Below are 22431 nucleotides of genomic sequence, written 5' to 3'. Positions count from 1 at the left end.
TGCCCAGCTTCTTGGCCAGCTTGTCAAAGTCAATCCGTTTCCCCTGCTTGTCGGCCACATCCATCATGGTCAGTACCAAGAGGGCCGGCATCCGAATACCCGCATAGTCAGCCAGCATAAAGAGGCTCCGCTCCAACTGGGAGGCATCCGCCAGGATACAAACCAGGTCCGCCGCACCTGAAGCAATGTAGTCCCGGGTCACCACCTCTTCATCTGAATGGGCCGACAGGCTATAGGTCCCCGGCAGGTCCACAATCGAATAAGTCTGTCCCTTAAAAACAAAGGACCCTTCCACCTTTTCAACCGTTTTCCCCGGCCAATTGCCCACATGCTGGTGGGCCCCGGTCAGTTGATTAAAAACCGTCGACTTACCGGAATTGGGCTGGCCCAGAAGAGCAATGGTCTTACTTGTTTTCATCATGCCCCACCTCTACCTGGATCCGCTCCGACTCTTCCCGGTTCAGGGCGATCATCGTATCGCGACCATAAACCAAGAGCGGCCTATTTTTTACATTTTGAACCATCTCCAACCAACAGCCGTTATTTAAGCCAATCGATGTAATCCGCGATAAATACCGCCGGTCTCCCTCTATACCAACAATCCGTCCGCTTTCCCCCTCCCGGAGTTCAGTCAATTTCTGCATACAAGCCTCCTTCTAATAACTTCATTTTCTCAACTCTCTAATTGCATCCTTATTAGCTATAGCTAACTCAAGCCTATAAAGAAACGTGGATGGCAGCCAAAGCCCCTCCGCCCACGTCTTCATTAGTTATAGTATACACTTTTTGGGACTGCAGACAAGACCCCATTACTTATGTGCAAAAAGGAGATACAAAAACCCGCTCTATCTATCCCATAGGCAGAGCAGGTTTCATATGCATCTAAAGTCTTAGTTCCGCAGATCTCTTTGTTTTTTATCAAACTCCTTAGACAGCTTAATGATAATGGCCGAAGAAGCCAGAAGACCCACTAAGTTAGGCAGGACCATGAGGCCATTGAGCATATCAGATAAGTGCCAGACAAAGTCGACTTCCTGGGCTGAACCCACCAGGACAAAGCCAACCACGAGGAGGGCGTAGACCCTAATGGCTTTTTCGCCAAAAAGCCGACGGACGTTGGTTTCACCAAAGTAGTACCAACCGATAATCGTGGTAAAGGCGAAGAAGAGCATGCAAATGGCGATAAAGATCATACCCAGGTCGCCAAATTGGCTATTGAAAGCCGCTTGGCTGAGGGCAGCGCCGGTCAAGTCCATCTTGTAGGCGCCAGTTGCGACGATGACCAAGGCGGTCATGGTTAAGATAACAAAGGTATCGATAAAAACGCCAATCATAGCGATAACCCCTTGGTCCGCCGGGTGGTTGACCTTGGCGGTCGCATGGGCGTGAGGAGTGGACCCCATCCCGGCTTCGTTGGAGAAAAGGCCCCGGGCCACCCCGTAGTGGATCGCCTGTTGGACCGTTACACCAAGCGCCCCACCGGCAGCTGATTGCGGTGCAAAGGCGGAAACGAAGATTTCACGGAAGGCTTCGGCAACAGCCCCGCCCCCACACATAACCAGAATGGCCAGGCATCCAATGACGTAAAAGAGAGCCATAATCGGTACCACTTTTTCTGTGACACTGGCAATCCGTTGAATCCCACCGATAAAGATAAAGCCAGCGATCAGGGCGCAGGCAACACCCACTAAAATCGGGTTCACGCCAAAGGCACTGTTAAAGGCCGCCCCGATGGAATTGGCCTGGACCATGTTCCCGGCAAAGCCTAAGGCTAAGATAATGGCAATAGAGAAAAAGCCGGCCAGGAACTTCCCAAGATTCCCCTTAATGGCTTCTTGAATATAAAAAGCCGGACCACCAACCACCTTACCATGAAGCTCTCTTTTTGTTTTTTGAGCAATCACAGCTTCGGCATAAATGGTCGACATCCCAAAGAAGGCAGATACCCACATCCAGAAAATGGCACCGGGCCCACCGGAAGCAATCGCTGTGGCTGCACCGGCAATATTCCCTGTCCCGACCTGGGCTGCAATAGCCGTTGCCAGGGCCTGGAAGGAAGTTAAGCCGCCTTCCTGTTTTCCCCCATGGAAGGAAAAGCTGCCGAATAATTTTTTGATGCCCAGGCCAAAGTACCGCACCTGAACAAACTTTAAGCGGACGGTATAATAAACCCCTGTCCCAACCAATAAGAATATCAACAAATAATCCCAAAGGACACCGCTGATTGCCTGCACAATTCCATCTAAAAACGCCACTGCTGACTCCTTCTTTCCCATAAATTTCCCTGAACAAATAAGCCGCTTAAGAGGCCTAGATAAAAATAAGAGCGAAAGACAAGCGCCTTTCACTCTTAGGGCAGACTCGGAAAAACAGGTATCATAAAGAACCCTATGATCTTTATACCTGTCTGTCCTTTTACCTGAGAGATTCACGCCTATGGCATTTTCACCTTCGGTACTCAAATCAATGAGTTCTCCAGACCATCATCCGGTTACAGTCTTGTCCTGATGGACACCTGAGATCGTAAATCCTTCGGTAAGTGGAGCGCCACTTTTTCCTGCAACTTTCATCTGAACCGCTTAAGACCTTAAGCAAATTGTATTCAGTTGTTTTGACTGATTGCATTATATCACGTTAATAAAGGAGTTCAAGGAAATTTCCGTAAACAAGTGTCCACGGTACTTTTTCTAGTTTTATTATATTTATTAGATTTTCTTATCAAATTAGTTCCAATTCTACCGCTTAACGGCCCTTACGCCTCACGCTCTTTCCGGCTTTCTTCAAGGTAAACCGCCACTTCTTTTTTAAGTCGTTCCACCTTCTCTCGATCCACCGGTTCAAAGGGAGCAATGGGTTCGGTCCCATCTGTATCTACAAAGATATAATACCCATGAGCACAAACTCGCTCCTTATCCCTTGTTTCAGACCGTTTGCGGTAATAGAGGGTCACTTCCATCGTCACCGTCCGAGGCGTTGTATAGCAGATGGCCGCATGGCCGCGAATAATATTCCGCACCGTCGGTGAGCCCACCAGGCTAACCCCATGGATAAAGCCCGTCACATAGGTCCGTGGGTCATACACCGTGGCCAAGCTGCCACAAAGCTCATCCATCAGCTTGAGCATCTCGCCCCCATGATAGGTCCCACTCCCATTAAGCCATTCCGGCCGCAACATAATTTCAAAGGTCAGTTCTGTCTGTCTCATATTGATCATCCCTTATACTATCTTTTTCTCTTGAGCCACTATTTTAGTCATAGCGATACCAGTCACCCCTAAGATTAAGGAGATAATCGGATCTATCCAGTTTAAGAAGGCATAGGGCAGGTATTGTAAATAGCTGACATCTAACATCCCCATAATAAAGACGGCGTTCGTTGACCAGGGGATGAGAGCAGCCCCTAAGGTGCCGCAGTCTTCAATAATCCGCGACAGGTTTTCTGCCTTTAGGTTGAACTTCTCGTAGAGCTCTTCAAAAAGCGTCCCTGTAATCACAGCAGAAAAGTGCATAGACCCCGATATAGCAGAGCCGAAGTAGCTCGTCAGCATTGTCGATAGGACCAAACGCGGAACGCTTTTGATTCCTTTGGCCAGGTGCTCAAGGATAACGTGTAAAATACCGGTTTCTCTCATCATCCCACCTAGACCTAAGGCAAAAAGCATCAGGGCAATGGTACTCATCATACTGGATATCCCACCACGTTTTAAGAAGGATATCATTAGCTCATCGGACGTATCCGGTTCAAAGCCAGACCACACTGCAGCCAAGACTGTCTGCAGGTCGGCCCCTTGATAAAGGACGGCGATGACCATCCCTGCAATGGCACCTAAAAGGATAGAGAAGACAGCAGAGTATTTCTTGTAAATCATAAAAAGGACAACAAAGGCCGGCAAAATTGTAATCCAGGAAATTTTAAATAACGATGAAAAACCACTTAAAATCGCATTCACATCGGTCTGGTTAAAGGCGTTGCCGGCATATTTAAATCCTAAAAAAGTATATAAGGCACAGGCAATAAGCATGGCTGGGCCAGTGGTATAAATCATGTGACGAATATGAGTAAAAATCGGCACCTTACACACAGCTGCTGCTAGGAGCGTACTATCGGACAAGGGGGACATCTTGTCACCAAAATAAGCACCGGAAATGATGGCACCAGCCGTCAGGCCAACCGGAATGCCCAAGCCCATACCGACGCCAAGCATGGCTAAGCCTACAGTCCCCATCGTTGTCCAACTAGACCCTGTTGCTGTTGAGGTAATTGCACATATCACGGTTGTCGTTAGAAGAAAGAATTTGGGTGAAATGACTTTTAGGCCAGCGTAGATGATTGTTGGAACAGTGCCGGCGCTAATCCAAGCCGCAATCAAGACGCCTACCGCCGCCATTAATATGGTGGCCTGTAAGGCCTGGTGGATCATCCGAAAGGCGGCCCCTTCCAATTCTTCAAAGGACCAGCCCAAGCGCATAGCAAAAAGCCCCATGACAACCCAAGCCAAAAGCATCAAGGACTGGATATTCGCCTTAAAAACAACCAGGCCAATAGCCATCAATGAAACAATGGTCACCAAGGATATGACTGCATAAGCCAACGTGGGTTTTTTATGATTTTTTTCTAAGGATTCCACTATAATCACCTCATTTTTTTACTTTAACCAGCATCGTAAGTATCTGCCTGATAGAGCAGTTTTCCTCTCGCTATAACCCCATATAGACTGAGATCCTTTCGCAGAAGAACAATATCTGCATCCATATTATCAGCCAGCTTACCCTTATATGCCAGCCCTAAACGCTTAGCCGGCTGGGCAGTGACGAGGGCCAGGGCATCCGAAAAGGATAAATAGCCTTTATTGACCAAGGCTTGAAATGTTTTCAAAAGGCTATCCAAGCGTGAAATTTTAAAGGCCGCTACAGTCCCATCAGCGTTATATTCCGCCGCACTCCCATTCCCATCACTGGAAAGGGTCAGCTGGTCCAGCGGCAAACCTAAGTCCACATACCTTTTTACAGCCTCATCTGCCGAAAGGGTATCTGCATGGAGGTTATCGGACGACAGACCAGTTGAAATGTCCATATTGCCACCGGCCCTGACCAAGGCTAAACCATCTTCAAAAACCGCTTCAGACCGGTTCAGATGGGTGGCTGTAATATGAGTGCTCAATTGAGGGCGTCGTGTGGCGATATCTATAAGGGCGGATAGCTTCTCCTCTTCATCGCCAATATGGAGATGGAGCTGAAGCACTTTATTCCTTAACATACCAGCGACGCGTACATCTGAAAGCAGCCGCTCTATCTCTATGGCTTGAGGATAGCTAGAGCGGTGGTCAGCTAAGGATAGCTTAACGCCATGGACCTCCTGAATGAGAAATATATCTCTCCGGATATTCCCGGTTAAGGTTGGGGATGGATAGTCATAACCACCCGTGTAAATGACTGCACTAACCCCCTCTTCCCTAAGGGCCCGTGCTTTGCCGAGCAAATTTTCCAGAGACCTTGTCACCGTATCTGTGCCTAAAAGGCCACCAACCGTTGTGACCCCAGCTTGAATCATGGTCTCCAGGCTAAGCTCAGGCGACCGGGACATCATACCTGCTTCACCACCACCGCCGGTAATGTGCACATGCAGGTCAACCAAGCCCGGAATAGCCATAAGGCCTTCTGCGGGAATCACCTGGTCGAAAAAGGTTTCTGGTCGCTGATCACTAAGACCTATAATTTTTTCACCGGCAATATAAATATTCTTCTTCCCCAATGGATGGGGGGCATATACTGTTGCGCCTTCTATGCAAATCATATATCTTACTCCTTTCTCAAACAGTCCTATCTTTACTAATTATACACGTGGATTCATCTTTGCAAAGGAAAAAGAAAACCCGGATTCCTTCGAATCCGGGTTTTATGCTAGGGCCTAACGGGCTTGACTAAGCCTTAGGCTTGTTTGGCTTTTTTAAATTCTTCCATCAATAGAGGCAGGATTTCGTTGACATCGCCGACGATACCGCAGTCTGCTACGTCAAAGATAGGGGCTTCTTCATCTTTGTTAATGGCCAGAATGAAGTCAGATCCTAAAATCCCGGTTAGGTGCTGGGTTGCACCGGATACACCGCAGCCAATGTAGAATTTCGGTGCGATAATCTTACCGGATTGGCCAACCTGTTGGGGGTGGGGGACCCATTCGTCTTCGACAACGGGGCGGGTACCACCGACGACGCCGCCGAGTAATTCAGCCAGGTCATGTACTTTTTGGAAGTTTTCCTTGCTGCCCATACCACGGCCGCCGACAATAACGACTTCCGCTTCTTCCAGGTTAACGGTTTCGGCCACTTCTTTGACGACGTCAGCCACTTTTGTGGAGACGGCATCTGCTGCCGGGGCGACGTCTTCTTTGATGATTTCGCCGCTGGTGGCTTCTTCGGGGGGTACTTTTTTACCGGTACCGGCCCGGACGGTAGCAAATTTTGGATGGCTAGCGACTTTAACGTCGTTCCAGACACCGCCGCCGTAGAGGGGGGTGGTCAGGATAAGGGTCCCGTCTTCAATCCGAGCGCCGACGATATCGCTAACGCATACGGTATCGAATTGGTTGGCTAAGATGGCCTGTAAGTCTCGGCCGTTTTGGTTGGAAGCGGTTAACACCAGGGCCGGGGCATATTTTTCAATGAGTTGCCCTAAAATAGAGGCGTAGACTTCCAGCTGCCAAGCATCTTGGGCAATGGTAAAGACCTTGTCTGCCCCGCCTTTCGCGCAGGCTTCTGCAGCTGCATCCAGGTCGGGACCAATAAGCACTGCACAAACTTCTTCGCCTTTGGCTTGAGCCAGTTCACGGCCCAGACCTAAGGCTTCCATCGCATTGTTGACTGGAGATCCATCGACCACTTCAACAAATACTAGGACGTTTTTTCCATCTCCTAAGCTCATAAGTCACCCCTCCTAAAGAACCTTGGCCGCATGAACGTGTTCCATGGCTTGTGCCACAGCGTCTTCTGCTGACTCAGCGACAATTTTTACGCCGGCTTCACGTTTAGGTGGCCCGTAAACCTTGACAACTTCATAGCCATGGCCTTGTGCGTCTCCAGGGGTCAGTTCTTCAATCGGTTTCTTACGAGCAGCCATTTTACTTTTAACAGTCGGGTATCTTGGCTCATATTTCGGTTTTTCCACCGTAACGATTGCAGGTAGGCCGGCTTCGATGAGGTCATAACCGACATCTGTTTGGTGCTTGCCCTTAACGACATCGCCATCTTTTTCGATGTCGATGACATTGGTAATCACCGGGTAGCCAAGGGCATTAGCCAGCATAATCCCAACTTGGCCGGAGGCTTCATCGGTGCTTTCTTTCCCGCAGAAAATCAGGTCAAAGGCGGCGCCACGTTCGGCTTCAAGGTCTTTAATCCCTTTAGCCAGCAATTGGGCGATTTGCTTCGGGTCTTTTTCCTGGTAGTCATCGCAGGGGATCAGGGCGGCTTTTTCAGCGCCGACGGCCAGGCAGTTCTTCAAAGAGTTCTTGGCACTATCCGGGCCGACAGAGATAACGGTAATTTCACCTTCAGCTGCTTCTTTGAGCCGGGCGGCCATTTCAAGGGCATAGGTGTCAAAGGCATTTACCACTTGTTCCGCGCCGTTATAGTCAATGGCGTCTTTGGACGCATCAAACGAAATATCGATTGAATCATCTGCCACTTGTTTGATACAAACTAAAATATCCATCGTTTAGATACTCCTTAGTTGTCTTCACGCAATAAGATTAGATTCTGCCGATGGTGTTATTGGCAACGACGATGCGTTGGATTTCGTTGGAACCTTCAAAGATTTGGAAGATCTTGGCATCGCGTAATAATTTTTCGACCGGGTATTCACGGCTATAGCCGTAGCCACCAAAGACTTGGATGGCTTCAGAGGCAACTTCCATAGCTATATCGGAAGCGAAGCATTTGGCAATGGCGCTTTCCTTGCTATGGGGTAGGCCTTGGTCCATCAGGGTCAGAGAATGGGCGACCATTTGACGGGCCACTTCAGTCTTAATAGCCATATCGGCAATCTTAAACTGCATAGCTTGGAATTTTAAAATAGGACGGCCAAACTGGACCCGTTCTTTACCATAGGCAATGGCTTCGTTGATCCCGCGTTGGGCAATCCCGGCGGATACGCAACCCATCCAGGTCCGGGCCTGGTCAAGGGTTTGCATGGCAATCTTAAAGCCCTTACCTTCTTCGCCTAAGAGGTTTTCTTTAGGAATGCGGCAGTCTTCAAAGACCACGTCGCAGGTATTGGAGGTCCGAATACCCATCTTGTCTTCTTCATGACCTGTACTGAGGCCCGGGGTGCCCTTTTCGACCAGGAACATGGATATCCCACGGGTCCCTTGGCTCTTATCGGTCATGGCGGTTACACAGTAGAAGGAGGCGACGCCACCGTTGGTAATGAAGCACTTACGGCCATTTAATACATATTCGTCCCCATCTAAAACAGCTGTGGTTTTACCGGCACCGGCGTCAGACCCGGCGCCCGGTTCGGTTAAGCAGAAGGCACCAAAGCCGCCTTCGAGGATAATGTCGCAAACGCGTTTTTTCTGTTCATCGGAGCCGGCAATGAGGACCGGTTTTGTCCCGAGACCACTGGCGGAAATCGTGGTTGCAAAGCCGGCGTCAGCAATGGCCATTTCTTCAATTAAAGCGGCAACATCGACACGAGATAAGCCCGGGCCACCGTATTCTTCTGGGACTTCAAGGGCGTGGTAGCCTTGTTCAATGGCTTTGTCATAGATTTCTTTTGGCCATTCGCCAGACCGATCGTATTCCTTGCACTGTTCTACAACTTCGTTTTCACAGAACCGTTTTACGTCTTTTAACAGGTCTTGTGCTTCTTCAGAAATTAAATAAGCCATAATAGTTTCCTCCTCATTGAAACTTTATATTGGTGACGGCTGCTATCTCGCAGCAAAATATAAACAAGTGTCAATTATTTGGCTTCCAAGGGGTAGCACACTTTACCAGGGTTCATGATCATCTTCGGGTCGAAGACTTCTTTAATGCCTTCCATGAGCCGCATGCTAACCGGTCCGGACAGTTCGGCCAGGTAGTCTAATTTACCGTAGCCAACCCCGTGCTCACCGCTTAATAAGCCGCCAACCTCTTGGGCTTTCCGGTAGATATCCCACATGAATTCATCTACTTGGCGTTTGAATTCGGCTTCGTCCATGTCATTGCTGCAGGTGTAAATGTGTAAGTTCCCATCCCCGGCATGACCAAAGGATTTGACTTCGAAGTCATATTTTTGACCGACTTCATTGACATAGGTCAGGTACTTGGCAATCTGGTTGACCGGAACGACAACGTCACATTCATCTAAAAGCTCTGTTTCCGCTTCTATTGCTTCCAAAAAAGAGCTCCGTGCAGCCCAGGCATCTTTTTTCTTAGCCGGTGTATCTGCAATCAGCACATCAATGGCCCCGGCTTCCAGGACAACTTCTGCAGCCTTTTCCACCAGGCCTTCCAGGGCTTCTGCAGAATCACCGTCAAAGGTAACTAATAAATAAGCGCCTATTTCAACGCCTTCATGTTCCTTAGGGAAAATACTTCGTCCAAGATACCGTTCAGATGAAAGAACGATTTCTCTTTCCATAAATTCTAAGGCTTGGGGTTGTAAGTGGTTTAAGAAAAACAGGGGTACAGTCGCAATACAATCTTCTAGGTTTTCATAGGGAATAATCAGTGAAATATCTGCGGTTGGCTTAACCAATAATTTTAAGGTGAGTTCGGTAATAATCCCCAGGGTCCCTTCTGACCCAACCATCATATTAATGAGGCTATAGCCGGTGCTGGTTTTGGATACCGTTGCCCCGAATTTGGCAACTTCACCGGTTGGCAGGACCACCGTCATGGCCCGGACATAGTCGCGCGTAGCACCATATTTAACAGCCCGCATGCCGCCGGCATTGGTCGCTACATTGCCACCCAGGGTAGCAAATTTTTCACCCGGATCCGGTGCGTAAAGGAGGCCCCGTTTTAAGGCATCTTCAGCCAGGTCATTTAGGAGAACGCCCGGTTCAACCCGTACGACGAAATTTTCCATATCATATTCCAGGATGCGGTTCATCTTGGACATATCAATCATAACGCCACCGTTAAAGGCAACACCTGCCCCGGTTAAACCGGTACCGGCCCCACGGGGGATGACAGGAATGCTGTTTTCATAGCAAATTTTAACAATATCTGCTACCGCTTCAGTACTTGTCGCTTCAATTAATACATCCGGCTTCCCAGTCCCATAAATGGGCATCTCATCCTTATTGTAGTCCGGATTGATGGCTTCACCAGTGAAGACTTTACCCGGCGCTACCGCTTCAAAGGCCTTGATAATCTCCGGCGTAACTGCGTTATAAGTAATGGTTGACATGGTTTCATCTCCTCATCTTCCATAACCGATTGATCCATAATCACCGCCGTGTGGATTGCCGTTTTTTTCTTATTTTTGAATGGTTTTCAATGCGCGGCAGTCGATTATCATGTGGATAATCGATTATCCCCTTCTTCATTATCTGAATAAGTTATCTTATAAGTTATTCAGAATGAACTTCCTCTTTCTGCTTTAATGATACCCTTATTCACAAACCTTGTCAACGCAGATAATGCCTTATAAGTTATCGAGATTAAAAATATTTCTGTTTTATATTTGTAAATCTTATCAAATTATCCTTTTTTCATAGTCTTTTATGTGTTTTATCAGTTTTTAAGGCCTAAAGGGTTCATTTTCTTTTGACTGGTAAATGATTTTTATACACAAGAGTGTTTATCATGTTCTTTTTAGAGCAACCTGATTGATCGTCTCTATAATTATATTTAATGGTCTCTAGGTATGAGTCCGGGTCCTGCCATCAAAAAAGAGCCTGACCAACAAGGTCAGACTCTTTTTTGATGAACGATCAGTTTCCTAAAATCAGCATCCAGGCCCCTCTACAAGTTGCAAGGGCTGCTCCCAGCACTGATACAAGGAAGGCCAGTCTAGCGGCGTATCGGTCTGGCACCCGCTTACTCAGCCAGCCGCCCAGCCCCAGGCCAAGCAAAGCAAAAAGCAAAAACAAGCCATTATGGCCCAGACTGAAGACGCCCTCTGGAAAAGGGATTCCACTTGCAACCTTCATCCCGGCCGTAACGGTACAGATGATAAAGAAGACCCCCTGCATAGCGGCATTAAACTGGCGAAAAGTCCCAGTTCACATACCGGGCATAGATCACCATGGCCGGCGCAGGGATGCCGGCTGTCGTCACTAGAAAGCCGCCGCCAAGGCCGGATAAAAGCAGGGGCACCAAGCCGTCTTTATGGGGCTTATCCACCTTAAAACCCAGGGAAATAGCCAGGGCAACCAGCATAATCAGGCCAATCGTAAGCTGCAAAAGGGCCGGCGACAGGTATTTCACCAGCCAAATCCCCGGGTACATGCCAAGTACAGCTGCGCCTGAAAGGACCAGCACCCGCTTCCATTGGAGGTCCTTGCGGACAGCTAACATCAGAAGCAGGCAGCCGAGGCCATTTAAGATATTACTGACCAGGACCCCTTCTACGGGTCCTAAAAAGAGGGTATAGACCGGCACCATGACCAGGGCAAAACCGGTGCCGGAAACCCGCTGCAGCAAAAGGCCCAGAAAGGCCACCAGGAGAATCACCGCAAACATGAGACCATCGCCTCCTTTCTATATTATAGCAAGTCAACCTATACCAAGTTGTCTGTCCTGGCTACAAGGGCATAAAAAAAGCACTGCCGGAGCAGTGCTTAAGACATTCAGACGATTATTGAGCAGCGCTGGTGTCTTCTTCAGTAGTGGTGGTAGTGGTGGTTTGAGCGTCAGCGTCGCTACCATCTTTTTCAACAGTGGTGGTAGTGGTGGTAGCTTCAGTGGAGCTAGCTTGTTCGGAAGTGGCTTCAGAAGTAGCAGCGTCGTTGTTGCCACCGCAACCAGCGAGTACAGCCATACCAAGTGCCATGCACATCATAGCAGCCATTAATTTTTTCATTCTAAAAAGGCCTCCTTAGATTTAAGAAAAAGTTATTCGCCTCTCGGCGTTAAGTACATATTACCGAATGAATACGTTAGACTTACAACTAAAATGTAAAATAATTGTAAACTCTCTCATAAATGAGCCATGGTGATATCCTCAACAAGGGCCTCGGTAAAGGCCACCAGGTCTGCCGGCTTGAGCCCCACCTGCAGGCCCCGCTGGCCGGCAGAAACAATGACCTCATCAAGGCCCTCAACATGCCCATCGATATAGGTCGGCAGCTGGTGCTTCATGCCGATGGGTGAACACCCGCCCCGGATATAGCCGGTGGTTTTTTCTAAATCCTTCAAGGGGAGCATCTCCACTTTTTTATTCTGGCTCACCTGGGCCAGCTTCTTCAGGTCTATGCTTAAATACGAAGGAATAACTGCTACAATCGGCCCGGTCTTGTCCCCAGTGGCCAGGAGAGTCTTAAAGATTATCTCATCCGGCCGGTCGATTTCCGGGCCGACGTGCCGGGCATCCAGGTCATCTTCCTTCCAGCGGTAGGTGTAGACCTCATAGTCAACGCCCCCCTGGGTCAAAAGCCGCATGGCATTGGTTTTTTTATGCTTTTTGCTACCCATCGCTTAGGCCTCTTCCCGCCAACCCTTGCAGACATCCACCGTCGCCAGGGCGCCGCTGACTTCAGCCAGTTCGGGGATGGTCAGGCCAACGGCACTGGCGGCGTCCCCACAAGCGGGATAGACCATTTCAAACCGGTTCAGGGAGGCATCGAGGTAGACAGAGGCTGTTTCAGGGAGGGCAAAGGGGCAAACCCCGCCGGGCTGGTAGCCGGTCAAGGCCTCCACATCTTCCCCCCGCAGCATCTTAGCCTTAAAGCCAAACTGCTCCTTAAAACCCTTATTGTCCACCTTGGCATCGCCGGCTGCTACAATAACAATGGAGCCGCCATCTTGATCGTAAAAGCTCAGGCTTTTGGCAATGAGCGCTTCTTCACAGCCAACCTGTTGGGCAGCCAGGGCCACGGTGGCCGTACTTTCTGTAAAGACTTGAATCCGGTCAGCGTAACCTTTTTCAGTTAAATAGCCGCTTGCCCGGTCAAAACCTGTCGTCATGATTATTCCCCCAATTCATGCGGTCGCAAACTAATCTCACCAGTTGAAATGGTCTCTCTGCCGCCTGTCTCATTTTCAATGATCAAGTGGCCCATTTCATCTACATCTCTCGGAATGACCGTCCGCCGGTCACGCAGGGTGACCAGGTCGGCCGGTTTATTAAGAAAAAATAGCCGGTCCCGGTAGCCTTCTAGGTAAGGGCGGTCTAAAAGGACTTGGGCATAGCCATAGAGTCGCTCCAAAATAGCGGCCGCCATTTTAGCCCGGAGAAGGGAGTCCTCTTGGGGCCGGTCAAAGAGGCTCCCATAGACCTGGCCGGCTTCATTGCTATGGGGGTAGACGTTTAGCCCCATGCCAACCACCGCCCAGCGCAGGCTTTTTTCTTCCAGGGATAGGGCCGCTTCCGTAAGGATACCGGCTACTTTAGCCTGGCCCCGGTAGATGTCATTGACCCACTTGATGCCCATTTCTTCTCCACTGAAGGCCTCCGCGGTTTCAGCAACAGCCAGGGCTGCAGCCATGGTGAGCAGGGTGGCTTCTTCTGCCGCCACCTTAGGCCGTAAAATAACCGTCATGTAAATCCCCACCCCGGCCGGGGAGTAAAAGTGTCGGCCCCGGCGACCGCTTCCGGCAGACTGGCTGTCAGCCACAACGGTGGTCCATTCAGGCGCCCCTTCGCCGGCTAATTCAGCTGCCCGCTTATTCGTTGAGTCAATGGTCGGCTGGTAGAGCAGGTGAAAGGGGCTGTCTTCACCCAGGGCCGCTTGGATGGCGGCGGCATTGAGCAAGTTGGCCTCAGTGCTTAGCCGGTAGCCCTTTCTAGGTGCCGCCTCAATGGCAATACCTTGGGCCCGCAAACCTTCAATTTGCTTCCAGACAGCCGACCGGGAAACCCCCATTTCTGCTGCCAATTCTGCCCCGGAAAACCATTTTTCAGGGTTCTCTACAAATACTTGCAGGAGTCCGCCTTTCATATTACCTTCCCTTCTGGGCCATCCATCAATATATGCAAAAAAAGGCCTCCATGACGAAGGCCTTCAATCTTATAAGCTGCTTTTAGCCAGGCTGCAGATGTTAGCAAAAGCCTTTTCATCATTGACAGCTAATTCGGCAAGCATTTTACGGTTAATGTCAACACCTGCTTCTTTCAAGCCGTGAATCAAGGTGCTGTAGCTCATATCATTTAAACGAGCAGCGGCATTAATACGTGCAATCCATAATTTACGGAAGTCACGTTTACGCAGGCGGCGGTGTTCATAAGCATATTGACCGCTCTTCATGACAGCCTGGTTGGCTACCCGGAATACCCGAGACCGGCTGCCGTAATAACCCTTTGCCTGTTTTAAAATTTTTCTATGTTTTTTGCGGGCATTAACGCCACGTTTAATTCTAGCCATCTGGACCTCCTATAAATTAGATGAGTTGATCAATACGTTTGGCGTCACCCTTAAACATGATGGCGCTTTTACGCAAGTTGCGCTTACGTTTCGGAGATTTTTTCTCCAGGATATGGCTGGTGTAAGCGTGGTTCCGTTTAATTTTACCGGTGCCGGTCCGTTTAAAACGTTTGGCTGCACCGCGATGCGTTTTCATTTTAGGCATAGTGGTTCTCCTCTCACTTCTTCTTTTTGTCGGCACCACTGTCATGGGGTACCAACATCATTGTCATATTACGCCCTTCTACTTTAGGGGCTTTTTCGACCTTAGCAATATCTTGAACGTCTTCGGCCACCCGCTCACAAAGCTCGCGGCCGAGTTCCGGGTGGGTAATTTCACGACCCCGGAACATAATGGTGATTTTCACCTTATTGCCCTCTCCAAGGAAACGGGCAGCATGACGGACCTTGGTGTTAAAGTCATGGTCTTCAATACCGGGCCGTAACTTAACTTCTTTAACTTCAATGGTTTTTTGATTTTTTCTCGCTTCGCGTTCTTTTTTGCGTTGCTCATACTTATACTTGCCGTAGTCCATGATCTTGCAGACAGGGGGTTTACTGTTGGGGGATACTTCCACCAAGTCCAAACCCTGTTCTTCGGCGACCTTCATGGCGTCTCTGGGATGCATAACCCCCAGCTGTTCCCCTTGACTACCGATCAAGCGGATTTCACGACAGCGAACGGCTTCATTTACACGAAGTTCTTTACTTATGATCCACACCTCCGAATAGCGAATAATAAATAGCATAAAAAAAGACGGGATTCACCCGCCGATATTACATCACTATCAACCGCTATATTATAGATGGGACATCTCCATATAGCTGGTATGATGCAACCGGACACCGTTAGGCGGCAGGTGAGAAAAGACTTTCTACTTTCGCAACGAAACTATTATACAAGATTGGACCTGGGCCTGTCAAGGGATAGATCTAAAAAGATAAACCTCCTGAAATATGAAGAAATAAAGACATGAGACCACCGGGATGATATCCGGTTACCCACGCCCAGCCTGGCCAATCGCCGGCGGTTGCCCATCCCAGGCTTACAGATGTTTATTGAAAGATGACCATCTTTATACTGAATATATTATGTTATTTATTAGCTGCATTTATACATTCTCTTTTTTTTAATTATATGCTTTTGAGCCTTATTTATAATTTGTGTGCCTATTCTTATTATTTATAGCTTGCTTATAAATGAAAATGGGTCCATACTATTAAGTGAAATTATTTACATACTTATTCCTGCTGACAGTCAAGCCCCGGGAGGTGACCATGTTCGGCTGACTGCATGACACACAACACAAAAAAAGGAGGCATTCACGTGCAAGCACAAACACGTAAAACCAGTAAGTTCTCAAACTTATGGCTTAAAGAAGACTACTGGGCAGTGTGGATTGGTTTAGGGACGATTTTAATCGCCCTCCTCTTCTACAAACTCGGCGGAAGTATTGCACCCCTGGGTGTTGGCTTTGAGTCTTTTGATAACTTCTCAGTCGTACCGGGACAATTCATCGGCCTACTGCCAAAACTCATTTTACTCTACATTGTCTTATCTATCGTTTTTTCCATTGCCATTAAAATTATGGGGCACTCCATTCCCCAATTTATGAAAGGGTTCACCCTTTTATATGTCATGGCAATTATCGTTCAAATCCTGGGCTCCTGGAATCCGGCTAAGGCCTTAAACTTAGAAGCGCCGGTTTTAGCCTTAATCATCGGGATGCTCATCGGTAACTTCGGGAAAATTCCCGAATGGTTCGATGCGGCCTTACGGACGGAATTCTACGTTAAAATCGGGATTGTTCTCATGGGGGCTACCCTGCCCTTCACCCTGATCTTACGGAGCGGCCCGGTTGCTTTCTTACAAGCGACCTTCATCGCTGTCTCCACCTTCCTGACCATTTACTTTGTTGGGACCCGGATCTTCGGCTTAGACAAACGCTTTGCCGCTACCCTGGGTGCCGGTGGTTCTATCTGCGGTGTATCTGCATCTATTGCTATCGGTAGCTCTGTTAACGCAGAGAAAAACCACGTATCCGTATCCATCTCCATGGTTGTCGTTTGGGCAACAATCATGGTCTTCTTACTGCCGGCCCTTTCCCACCTGCTCGGCCTTACCCAAGGGGAAGCCGGTGCTTGGATTGGGACTTCCGAATTCGCTGACGCAGCCGGGATTGCTGCTGCTGCTCAGTTCGGTGATGCCGGTATTACTTCCTTCACCTTAATGAAGGTTGTTGGCCGTGACATGTTCGTTGGTATTTGGGCCTTCATCCTGGCCATCATTTCTGTTACCAAATGGGAAACCCACGCAGATGGGGCTAAACCGAACGCTGGCGTTATTTGGGAACGGTTCCCGAAATTCGTTCTCGGTTTCTTTATCGCTTCCTTCATCATGACCGCTGTAACGGTTGGCATCACCCCTGAAGTGAACGAAGCCATTAACGCTGCTATCATCGGGCCCATCAAAAGCTTACGGACCTGGGCCTTTGTCTTCTGCTTCCTCTGCATTGGTTTAACCACCCGGTTCAAAGAACTGGCTGCTGTCGGCATGAAGCCGGTTGGCGCTTTCAGCATCGGTGTAGCTGTTAACGTTCTCCTGGGCTTCCTGTTCAGCGTTATCCTGCTGGGCCACTACTGGACCAATATCACCCAGGTATTTGCCGGTTAATTTGGCTTTAGCAACCCACTGGGGGAGGAACCATGTTTTTTGGAAGACGCGTCAAACGTGACCGGTCTAAAAACGTGACCTGTGTGCAAAATGCTCAATTTTATCTCACTTTCACCGAAGCCGGCGAATGGCGGCGGAGGGAGAAAAGTCCCTGCCAAGCCTTTGTCCGCTTGGAAAAGGCCAGCCCTGAGGATGTACGTCAGTTAAAGACCTACACCGCTGAGCGGATGGAGAGGGTCGCTCAAATGATGGAAGTGCTCTTAGCCATGCATGATGATTGGGCCATAACCGCCCACCGGGATTACGTTAAAATGGAAACCGTCACCCTTGACTTTAAAGATGCGATTGCTGCCTTGCAGGCGCACGGCTTTACAGAAGATGACTATCTTCTGCAGGCAGAGTATACGCGCAAGTGGGGTATGATTTAGCCAATAAAACAGGGATGCGTTCTGTAGAACGCATCCCTGTTTTTATGTTTATGCTTGGTTAGTCAAGGTCCGACGGATGGCTTCTTTCCAGCCATCTATATTCTTTTGCCTTTTATTCCCGTCCATGGCCGGCTTAAAGGTTTGGTCCACCTGCCGGTGCCGAGCCACTTCTGCCAGGTCCTGCCAAACGCCGACGGCCAGGCCGGCCAGCATGGCGGCCCCCAGGGCGGTGGTCTCAAGAATTTGCGGGCGGACCACCGGCACATTGAGGATGTCTGCCTGAAACTGCATGAGGAAATCATTCTCGGCGGCTCCACCGTCCACTTGCAGGGTCTTGATTTCAACCGGGCTCTCTGCCACCATGGCCTCTAGGACATCATGGGTCTGGTAGGCGATGGCCTCCAGGGCCGCCCGGACAATATGGGCCCGGCCCGTGCCCCGGGTTAAGCCGAACATGGACCCCCGGGCATAGGAGTCCCAATAAGGGGCCCCCAGACCCACAAAGGCCGGTACCAGGTAGACCCCTTCATTGTCTTCCAGCTTGGTCGCAAAAAAGTCACTGTCCGCGGCTTCATCCAGAATATGCAAGATGTCCCGCAGCCACTGGATCACTGCCCCGCCGACAAAAATGGACCCTTCCAGGGCATAGGTTGGCTGGTCGCTGGTCCCGGCCGCAATGGTCGTGACCAGGCCGTGCCGGCTGATAATCGGTTCATGACCGATGTTCATCAGTAAAAAGCAGCCGGTGCCATAGGTGTTTTTTGCCTCACCGGGGCTAAAGCAGGTCTGGCCGAAGAGAGCTGCCTGCTGGTCACCGGCCATCCCCGCCACCGGTACCATAACATTCCGGCCCAGGTGGGCCTGGCCAAAGGGGTAGGACGAGGGGTGGACTTCCGGAAGCATGGCCTGGGGAATATCGAGCAGGTCCAGGATGTCCTGGTCCCACGTGAGGCTGTGAATATTGAAAAGCATGGTCCGGCTGGCATTGGTATAGTCGGTGGCATGGACCTGGCCATCGGTCAGCTTCCATAGGAGCCAGGTATCGACCGTGCCAAAGAGCAGGTCACCGGCCTTGGCCCGGGTCCGGTCCGGGTCCACCTCATCTAAAATCCAGGCCAGCTTGGTCGCTGAAAAATAGGGGTCAATGACCAGGCCGGTTTTTTCTGCAATCTGCTCCTTGTAGCCCTTGTCCACCAGGTCTTGGCAGCGGTCGGCTGTCCGCCGGCACTGCCAGACAATGGCATTATAGACCGGCTTGCCGCTGGCCTTGTCCCAAACAATGGTCGTTTCCCGCTGGTTGGTGATGGCCAGGGCGTCAATGGTTTCCGGACTGATGCCGGTAGCCGCCAAGGTCTCCTGCAGGGCCCCAAAGGTCGAGGCCCAGATGTCCTGAGGGTCCTGCTCCACCCAGCCGGACTGGGGGAAGTATTGCCGGGTTTCATTTTGCCGGATATCAACGATGTTCTGTTCATGATCAAAAATAATAGCCCGGGAGCTGGTCGTGCCTTGGTCCAAGGCGATAATATAAGCCATAAGCCCGCCTCCATTTCTAGTATCTTATTGGGCTATTATACCATTTAATATCCGCTTGCGGGGATGATTCCAGCTAAAGAAAAAGCCTTTCACTGACAGACTGTCAATGAAAGGCTTTTCGCTTATTTTTTATCGGACGCGTCATCTTCATCGTCATCTTGGAAGATGTCGTTGACTGTATCCTTAAATTTACCAAACCAACCCTTTTCTTCTTCCTTGTCAGCCTTATCGCTGCCGGGGCTGTTCTTGGCAGTACGCGCCCGGCCCTTACTGTCCGTATAAAGCTCTTTACGGTCCAGGGTTTCGTATAGGTTGGCAAAAAGGTCTCTTTGTTCATCGCTGAGTCCTTTGGGCGTTTCAACGACAACCGTCACATACTGGTCGCCACGCCCGAAGCTCCGCATCCCCTTGATGCCCTTGCCTTTAAGGCGGAACCGGGTGCCGCTCTGCACACCGGCCGGAATTTTAAATTTCAGGCGGCCTTCCAGGGTGGGGACTTCGATTTCATCCCCCAGGGCTGCCTGGGCCACGTTGATGGGCTGCTCCATGTGGATATCGTTGTCGACCCGTTCGAAGATCGGGTGGGGCTTGACGCGGATGTAGATGAACAGGTCGCCGGAGGGGCCGCCTTGTTCGCCGCCCTCCCCTTCGCCCTGCATCCGCAGCCGGTTGCCATTGTCTACCCCGGCAGGGATGGTCACATCCAGGGTGACCGTTTCCCGCTTCAGGCCCTGGCCGCCACAGGCGGTGCAGGGTTCATCAATGATTTCACCACTGCCGCCACATTCGGGACAGGTGCTTTGGGTCTGAATCCGACCAAAGGGGGTCTGCTGGGCACTGATGACCCGACCGGTCCCGCCACAGCGGGAACAGGTATGGGGACTGGTCCCGGCCTTGGCCCCGGTTCCATGGCAGGTGTCACAAACCTTCCGCCGGGTAACGGTAATGGTTTCCTTACCGCCAAAGACAGCTGTTTCAAAATCAATCAGCAGGTCGGCCCGTAAGTCATTGCCCCGACGGGGACCGTGTGGCCGGCCGCCTCCTCCAGCTGCCCCGCCAAAGAACATGTTAAAGATATCGCCGATATCACTAAAGTCGCCACCGAAGCCGGCGCCACCTGCACCTGCCCCGCCGCCAAAGCCCCCAAATTGGGGGCCATCCGGACCAAATTGGTCATACTGTTGGCGTTTTTGCGGGTCTGAGAGGGTCTCATAGGCGTCGTTTACTTCTTTAAAGCGCTTTTCCGCCTCTTTGTCATCCGGGTTCACATCGGGGTGATACTTCCGCGCCTTTTTCCGGAAGGCCTTTTTTATATCCTGGTCTGTGGCGTCTTTATCAACCCCGAGCACCTCATAATAATCGCGCTTATCGGCCATTATTTATCGTCTTCATTCACTTCGGTGTAGTCGGCGTCAAAGGTGCCATCTTCACCGGTTGCACCAGCATTGTCCCCTTGGGCTTCAGCCTGAGCGTCGGCTTGTGCTTGTGCATTGACATACATTTTTTCGGTCATCTTGTAGAGGGCCTGGGTTAGGGCTTCGGTTTTAGCCTTGATATCTTCGGTGTCATCGCCTTCAAGGGCCGTCCGCAGGTCTTTTTGTGCGGCTTCAATGGCTTCCTTGTCGGCAGCTTCAACGGTGTCACCGGCATCTTTTAAGGCCTTGTCGGTTTGGAAGAGGAGGCTGTCGGCGTTATTCCGGGCATCAACGGCTTCCTTCATTTTCTTATCGGCTTCGGCATTTTCCTCAGCGTCTTTGACCATCCGGTCGATGTCTTCATCAGACAGGCCGCTATTGGATTGGATGGTGATCCGCTGGCTCTTGCCGGTACCCTTGTCTTTAGCAGATACATTGACAATCCCGTTGGCGTCAATGTCAAAGGTAACTTCAATTTGCGGAATCCCTCTCGGTGCCGGGGGGATATCCATCAGGCTGAACCGGCCCAGGGTCTTGTTATTGGCAGCCATTTCCCGTTCCCCCTGGAGGACGTGAATATCCGTAGAGGTTTGGTTATCGGCAGCGGTGGTGAAGACCTGGCTGCGGGATACCGGGATGGTGGTATTCCGTTCGACAATCTTGGTCATGACGCCGCCCAGGGTTTCAATCCCCAGGGACAGGGGGGTGACGTCTAGTAAGACCACGTCTTTGACTTCGCCAACTAGGACACCGCCCTGGATGGCTGCACCGATGGCAACGCTTTCGTCCGGGTTAATACCCTTAAAGGGGTCTTTATTGGTTAATTTCTTAATGGCTTCCTGGATGGAGGGCATCCGGGTGGACCCACCGACCAGGATGACCTTATCGATATCGCTGGCGGACAGGCCGGCATCGCTCATGGCTTGACGGGAGGGGACCATGGTTTTTTCCACCAAGTCCGCGGTGAGCTCGTCAAATTTGGCCCGGCTCAGGGTCAGGTCCATGTGCTGGGGCTGGCCATTGCTGTCCATGGAGATAAAGGGCAGGTTCAGGTTAGAGGTGGTCACAGTGGAAAGTTCCATTTTGGCCTTTTCAGCGGCTTCTTTTAACCGTTGCATGGCAGTCTTATCTGCAGAAAGGTCAATGCCTGTATCTTTTTTGAAGTTATCCACAGCCCAGTCAATGATCTTCTTGTCGAAGTCATCGCCACCGAGGCGGTTGTTCCCGCTGGTTGCTAAAACTTCAAAAATCCCATCGCCAATTTCCATTAAGGAGACGTCGAAAGTCCCACCGCCTAAGTCAAAGACCAGGATTTTTTGGTCTTCAGACTCTTTATCGACACCATAAGCCAAGGCCGCTGCAGTCGGTTCGTTGATGATCCGCAGGACTTCCAGGCCGGCAATCTTACCGGCGTCTTTGGTGGCTTGCCGCTGGCTGTCAGAGAAGTAAGCCGGGACGGTAATAACGGCCTGGCTGACCGGTTCGCCAAGGTAGGCTTCTGCATCGCTTTTCAGCTTTTGCAGGATCATAGCGGAGATTTCCTGAGGGGTGTATTCCTTGTCTCCCATGTGGGCCTTGTAGTCGGTCCCCATGTGCCGCTTGATTGAAGCAACGGTGTTGTGAGGGTTGGTGATGGCTTGGCGCTTGGCCACTTGGCCAACCAGGCGTTCCCCGCTATTATTTAAACCAACAACAGACGGGGTCGTCCGGTTCCCTTCCGTATTAGGGATAACAACGGCCTCGCCGCCTTCCATAACTGCAACGCAAGAGTTGGTGGTCCCTAAGTCAATGCCTATAACTTTTCCCATATTATTTCCTCCTGAATATTTAA

The 22431-nt window shown here is 50.3% G+C and carries 23 protein-coding genes and 1 riboswitch; of the genes, 2 read left to right on the top strand and 21 right to left on the bottom strand.

Annotated features, from left to right (window positions below):
- The 18 genes from ACKQTC_RS04600 to infC form a co-directional block, all read right to left on the bottom strand.
- On the bottom strand, positions 1-418 hold a 418-nt coding region (locus tag ACKQTC_RS04600; protein WP_408977258.1), incomplete at its 3' end, for a FeoB small GTPase domain-containing protein.
- A complete protein-coding gene (locus ACKQTC_RS04595) occupies positions 405-644 on the bottom strand; it encodes a FeoA family protein (RefSeq protein WP_408977257.1) in 240 nt (79 codons plus the stop codon). The genes ACKQTC_RS04595 and ACKQTC_RS04600, both read right to left, overlap by 14 nt.
- Positions 645-890: 246 nt before the next feature.
- Positions 891-2276: an alanine/glycine:cation symporter family protein gene (locus tag ACKQTC_RS04590; protein WP_408977256.1), complete on the bottom strand. Its 1386-nt coding sequence runs from the start codon at positions 2274-2276 to the stop codon at positions 891-893.
- 121 nt (positions 2277-2397) lie between these two features.
- Positions 2398-2489, bottom strand: a riboswitch (glycine riboswitch).
- Positions 2490-2752: 263 nt separating this feature from the next.
- Complete coding sequence (locus ACKQTC_RS04585) at positions 2753-3205, bottom strand: hotdog family protein (RefSeq protein ID WP_408977255.1); 453 nt, start codon at positions 3203-3205, stop codon at positions 2753-2755.
- A gap of 12 nt (positions 3206-3217) precedes the next feature.
- Positions 3218-4627, bottom strand: coding sequence for a Na+/H+ antiporter NhaC (gene nhaC, locus ACKQTC_RS04580; RefSeq protein ID WP_408977254.1), 1410 nt, complete (start codon positions 4625-4627; stop codon positions 3218-3220).
- A gap of 23 nt (positions 4628-4650) precedes the next feature.
- On the bottom strand, positions 4651-5793 hold the full coding sequence (gene iadA, locus ACKQTC_RS04575; protein WP_408977253.1) for a beta-aspartyl-peptidase: 1143 nt from the start codon (positions 5791-5793) through the stop codon (positions 4651-4653).
- Between the two features lie 134 nt (positions 5794-5927).
- Positions 5928-6917: an electron transfer flavoprotein subunit alpha/FixB family protein gene (locus ACKQTC_RS04570; RefSeq protein ID WP_408977252.1), complete on the bottom strand. Its 990-nt coding sequence runs from the start codon at positions 6915-6917 to the stop codon at positions 5928-5930.
- Between the two features lie 12 nt (positions 6918-6929).
- A complete protein-coding gene (locus tag ACKQTC_RS04565) occupies positions 6930-7706 on the bottom strand; it encodes an electron transfer flavoprotein subunit beta/FixA family protein (protein WP_408977251.1) in 777 nt (258 codons plus the stop codon).
- A gap of 37 nt (positions 7707-7743) precedes the next feature.
- Positions 7744-8883, bottom strand: a complete 1140-nt coding sequence (locus ACKQTC_RS04560) for an acyl-CoA dehydrogenase family protein (RefSeq protein ID WP_408977250.1) — start codon at positions 8881-8883, stop codon at positions 7744-7746.
- A 74-nt stretch (positions 8884-8957) separates the two neighbouring features.
- Positions 8958-10394: an FAD-binding oxidoreductase gene (locus ACKQTC_RS04555; RefSeq protein ID WP_408977249.1), complete on the bottom strand. Its 1437-nt coding sequence runs from the start codon at positions 10392-10394 to the stop codon at positions 8958-8960.
- A 794-nt stretch (positions 10395-11188) separates the two neighbouring features.
- Positions 11189-11671 (bottom strand): sulfite exporter TauE/SafE family protein, encoded by a 483-nt coding sequence (locus tag ACKQTC_RS04550; RefSeq protein WP_408977248.1) that lies wholly within the window; start codon positions 11669-11671, stop codon positions 11189-11191.
- A gap of 115 nt (positions 11672-11786) precedes the next feature.
- Positions 11787-11969: a hypothetical protein gene (locus ACKQTC_RS04545; protein WP_408977247.1), complete on the bottom strand. Its 183-nt coding sequence runs from the start codon at positions 11967-11969 to the stop codon at positions 11787-11789.
- A gap of 158 nt (positions 11970-12127) precedes the next feature.
- Positions 12128-12622 carry a Cys-tRNA(Pro) deacylase gene (ybaK, locus tag ACKQTC_RS04540; RefSeq protein ID WP_408977246.1) on the bottom strand — a complete coding sequence of 165 codons (495 nt, stop codon included), beginning with the start codon at positions 12620-12622 and terminating at the stop codon, positions 12128-12130.
- Positions 12623-12625: 3 nt separating this feature from the next.
- Positions 12626-13114, bottom strand: coding sequence for a YbaK/EbsC family protein (locus ACKQTC_RS04535; RefSeq protein ID WP_408977245.1), 489 nt, complete (start codon positions 13112-13114; stop codon positions 12626-12628).
- Between the two features lie 2 nt (positions 13115-13116).
- The gene (locus ACKQTC_RS04530) at positions 13117-14088 is read right to left on the bottom strand and encodes a biotin--[acetyl-CoA-carboxylase] ligase (protein ID WP_408977244.1); all 972 of its coding nucleotides are present in this window, start codon (positions 14086-14088) and stop codon (positions 13117-13119) included.
- 69 nt (positions 14089-14157) lie between these two features.
- The gene (gene rplT, locus ACKQTC_RS04525) at positions 14158-14511 is read right to left on the bottom strand and encodes a 50S ribosomal protein L20 (RefSeq protein ID WP_408977243.1); all 354 of its coding nucleotides are present in this window, start codon (positions 14509-14511) and stop codon (positions 14158-14160) included.
- A 16-nt stretch (positions 14512-14527) separates the two neighbouring features.
- Positions 14528-14716 carry a 50S ribosomal protein L35 gene (rpmI, locus tag ACKQTC_RS04520; RefSeq protein WP_408977242.1) on the bottom strand — a complete coding sequence of 63 codons (189 nt, stop codon included), beginning with the start codon at positions 14714-14716 and terminating at the stop codon, positions 14528-14530.
- Between the two features lie 13 nt (positions 14717-14729).
- Entirely contained in the window at positions 14730-15299 is a 570-nt protein-coding gene (infC, locus tag ACKQTC_RS04515) for a translation initiation factor IF-3 (protein ID WP_408977241.1), read from the bottom strand.
- A gap of 545 nt (positions 15300-15844) precedes the next feature.
- Between infC and ACKQTC_RS04510 the strand changes: the two genes are divergently transcribed.
- Together ACKQTC_RS04510 and ACKQTC_RS04505 are read left to right on the top strand one after the other, a co-directional pair.
- Positions 15845-17224, top strand: coding sequence for a YeiH family protein (locus ACKQTC_RS04510; RefSeq protein ID WP_408977240.1), 1380 nt, complete (start codon positions 15845-15847; stop codon positions 17222-17224).
- A gap of 32 nt (positions 17225-17256) precedes the next feature.
- A complete protein-coding gene (locus ACKQTC_RS04505) occupies positions 17257-17652 on the top strand; it encodes a hypothetical protein (protein WP_408977239.1) in 396 nt (131 codons plus the stop codon).
- Between the two features lie 48 nt (positions 17653-17700).
- Here ACKQTC_RS04505 and glpK read toward each other — a convergent pair whose 3' ends face one another.
- The 3 genes from glpK to dnaK form a co-directional block, all read right to left on the bottom strand.
- On the bottom strand, positions 17701-19185 hold the full coding sequence (gene glpK, locus ACKQTC_RS04500; protein WP_408977238.1) for a glycerol kinase GlpK: 1485 nt from the start codon (positions 19183-19185) through the stop codon (positions 17701-17703).
- Positions 19186-19307: 122 nt separating this feature from the next.
- Positions 19308-20561: a molecular chaperone DnaJ gene (dnaJ, locus tag ACKQTC_RS04495; RefSeq protein WP_408977237.1), complete on the bottom strand. Its 1254-nt coding sequence runs from the start codon at positions 20559-20561 to the stop codon at positions 19308-19310.
- The gene (gene dnaK / locus ACKQTC_RS04490; protein ID WP_408977236.1) at positions 20561-22408 is read right to left on the bottom strand and encodes a molecular chaperone DnaK; all 1848 of its coding nucleotides are present in this window, start codon (positions 22406-22408) and stop codon (positions 20561-20563) included. The genes dnaJ and dnaK overlap by 1 nt, the downstream gene beginning before the upstream one ends.
- Positions 22409-22431 lie beyond the last annotated feature (23 nt).

It is taken from the genome of Peptococcus simiae, assembly GCF_046097595.1.
Classification (GTDB): Bacteria; Bacillota; Peptococcia; order Peptococcales; family Peptococcaceae; genus Peptococcus; species Peptococcus simiae.
The sequence above is the reverse complement of the archived record's forward strand: the minus strand, read 5'-3'. Positions and strand labels throughout refer to the sequence as shown.

What these genes read in the sequence shown, in the direction of transcription:
- ACKQTC_RS04595 (WP_408977257.1), bottom strand. Translation starts at nt 644, where the DNA reads ATGCAGAAATTGACTGAACTCCGGGAGGGGGAAAGCGGACGGATTGTT.
- ACKQTC_RS04590 (WP_408977256.1), bottom strand. Translation starts at nt 2,276, where the DNA reads ATGGGAAAGAAGGAGTCAGCAGTGGCGTTTTTAGATGGAATTGTGCAG.
- ACKQTC_RS04585 (WP_408977255.1), bottom strand. Translation starts at nt 3,205, where the DNA reads ATGAGACAGACAGAACTGACCTTTGAAATTATGTTGCGGCCGGAATGG.
- iadA (WP_408977253.1), bottom strand. Translation starts at nt 5,793, where the DNA reads ATGATTTGCATAGAAGGCGCAACAGTATATGCCCCCCATCCATTGGGG.
- ACKQTC_RS04570 (WP_408977252.1), bottom strand. Translation starts at nt 6,917, where the DNA reads ATGAGCTTAGGAGATGGAAAAAACGTCCTAGTATTTGTTGAAGTGGTC.
- ACKQTC_RS04565 (WP_408977251.1), bottom strand. Translation starts at nt 7,706, where the DNA reads ATGGATATTTTAGTTTGTATCAAACAAGTGGCAGATGATTCAATCGAT.
- ACKQTC_RS04560 (WP_408977250.1), bottom strand. Translation starts at nt 8,883, where the DNA reads ATGGCTTATTTAATTTCTGAAGAAGCACAAGACCTGTTAAAAGACGTA.
- ACKQTC_RS04555 (WP_408977249.1), bottom strand. Translation starts at nt 10,394, where the DNA reads ATGTCAACCATTACTTATAACGCAGTTACGCCGGAGATTATCAAGGCC.
- ACKQTC_RS04550 (WP_408977248.1), bottom strand. Translation starts at nt 11,671, where the DNA reads ATGTTTGCGGTGATTCTCCTGGTGGCCTTTCTGGGCCTTTTGCTGCAG.
- ACKQTC_RS04545 (WP_408977247.1), bottom strand. Translation starts at nt 11,969, where the DNA reads ATGGCTGTACTCGCTGGTTGCGGTGGCAACAACGACGCTGCTACTTCT.
- ybaK (WP_408977246.1), bottom strand. Translation starts at nt 12,622, where the DNA reads ATGGGTAGCAAAAAGCATAAAAAAACCAATGCCATGCGGCTTTTGACC.
- ACKQTC_RS04535 (WP_408977245.1), bottom strand. Translation starts at nt 13,114, where the DNA reads ATGACGACAGGTTTTGACCGGGCAAGCGGCTATTTAACTGAAAAAGGT.
- ACKQTC_RS04530 (WP_408977244.1), bottom strand. Translation starts at nt 14,088, where the DNA reads ATGAAAGGCGGACTCCTGCAAGTATTTGTAGAGAACCCTGAAAAATGG.
- rplT (WP_408977243.1), bottom strand. Translation starts at nt 14,511, where the DNA reads ATGGCTAGAATTAAACGTGGCGTTAATGCCCGCAAAAAACATAGAAAA.
- rpmI (WP_408977242.1), bottom strand. Translation starts at nt 14,716, where the DNA reads ATGCCTAAAATGAAAACGCATCGCGGTGCAGCCAAACGTTTTAAACGG.
- infC (WP_408977241.1), bottom strand. Translation starts at nt 15,299, where the DNA reads ATGCTATTTATTATTCGCTATTCGGAGGTGTGGATCATAAGTAAAGAA.
- ACKQTC_RS04510 (WP_408977240.1), top strand. Translation starts at nt 15,845, where the DNA reads ATGACACACAACACAAAAAAAGGAGGCATTCACGTGCAAGCACAAACA.
- ACKQTC_RS04505 (WP_408977239.1), top strand. Translation starts at nt 17,257, where the DNA reads ATGTTTTTTGGAAGACGCGTCAAACGTGACCGGTCTAAAAACGTGACC.
- glpK (WP_408977238.1), bottom strand. Translation starts at nt 19,185, where the DNA reads ATGGCTTATATTATCGCCTTGGACCAAGGCACGACCAGCTCCCGGGCT.
- dnaJ (WP_408977237.1), bottom strand. Translation starts at nt 20,561, where the DNA reads ATGGCCGATAAGCGCGATTATTATGAGGTGCTCGGGGTTGATAAAGAC.
- dnaK (WP_408977236.1), bottom strand. Translation starts at nt 22,408, where the DNA reads ATGGGAAAAGTTATAGGCATTGACTTAGGGACCACCAACTCTTGCGTT.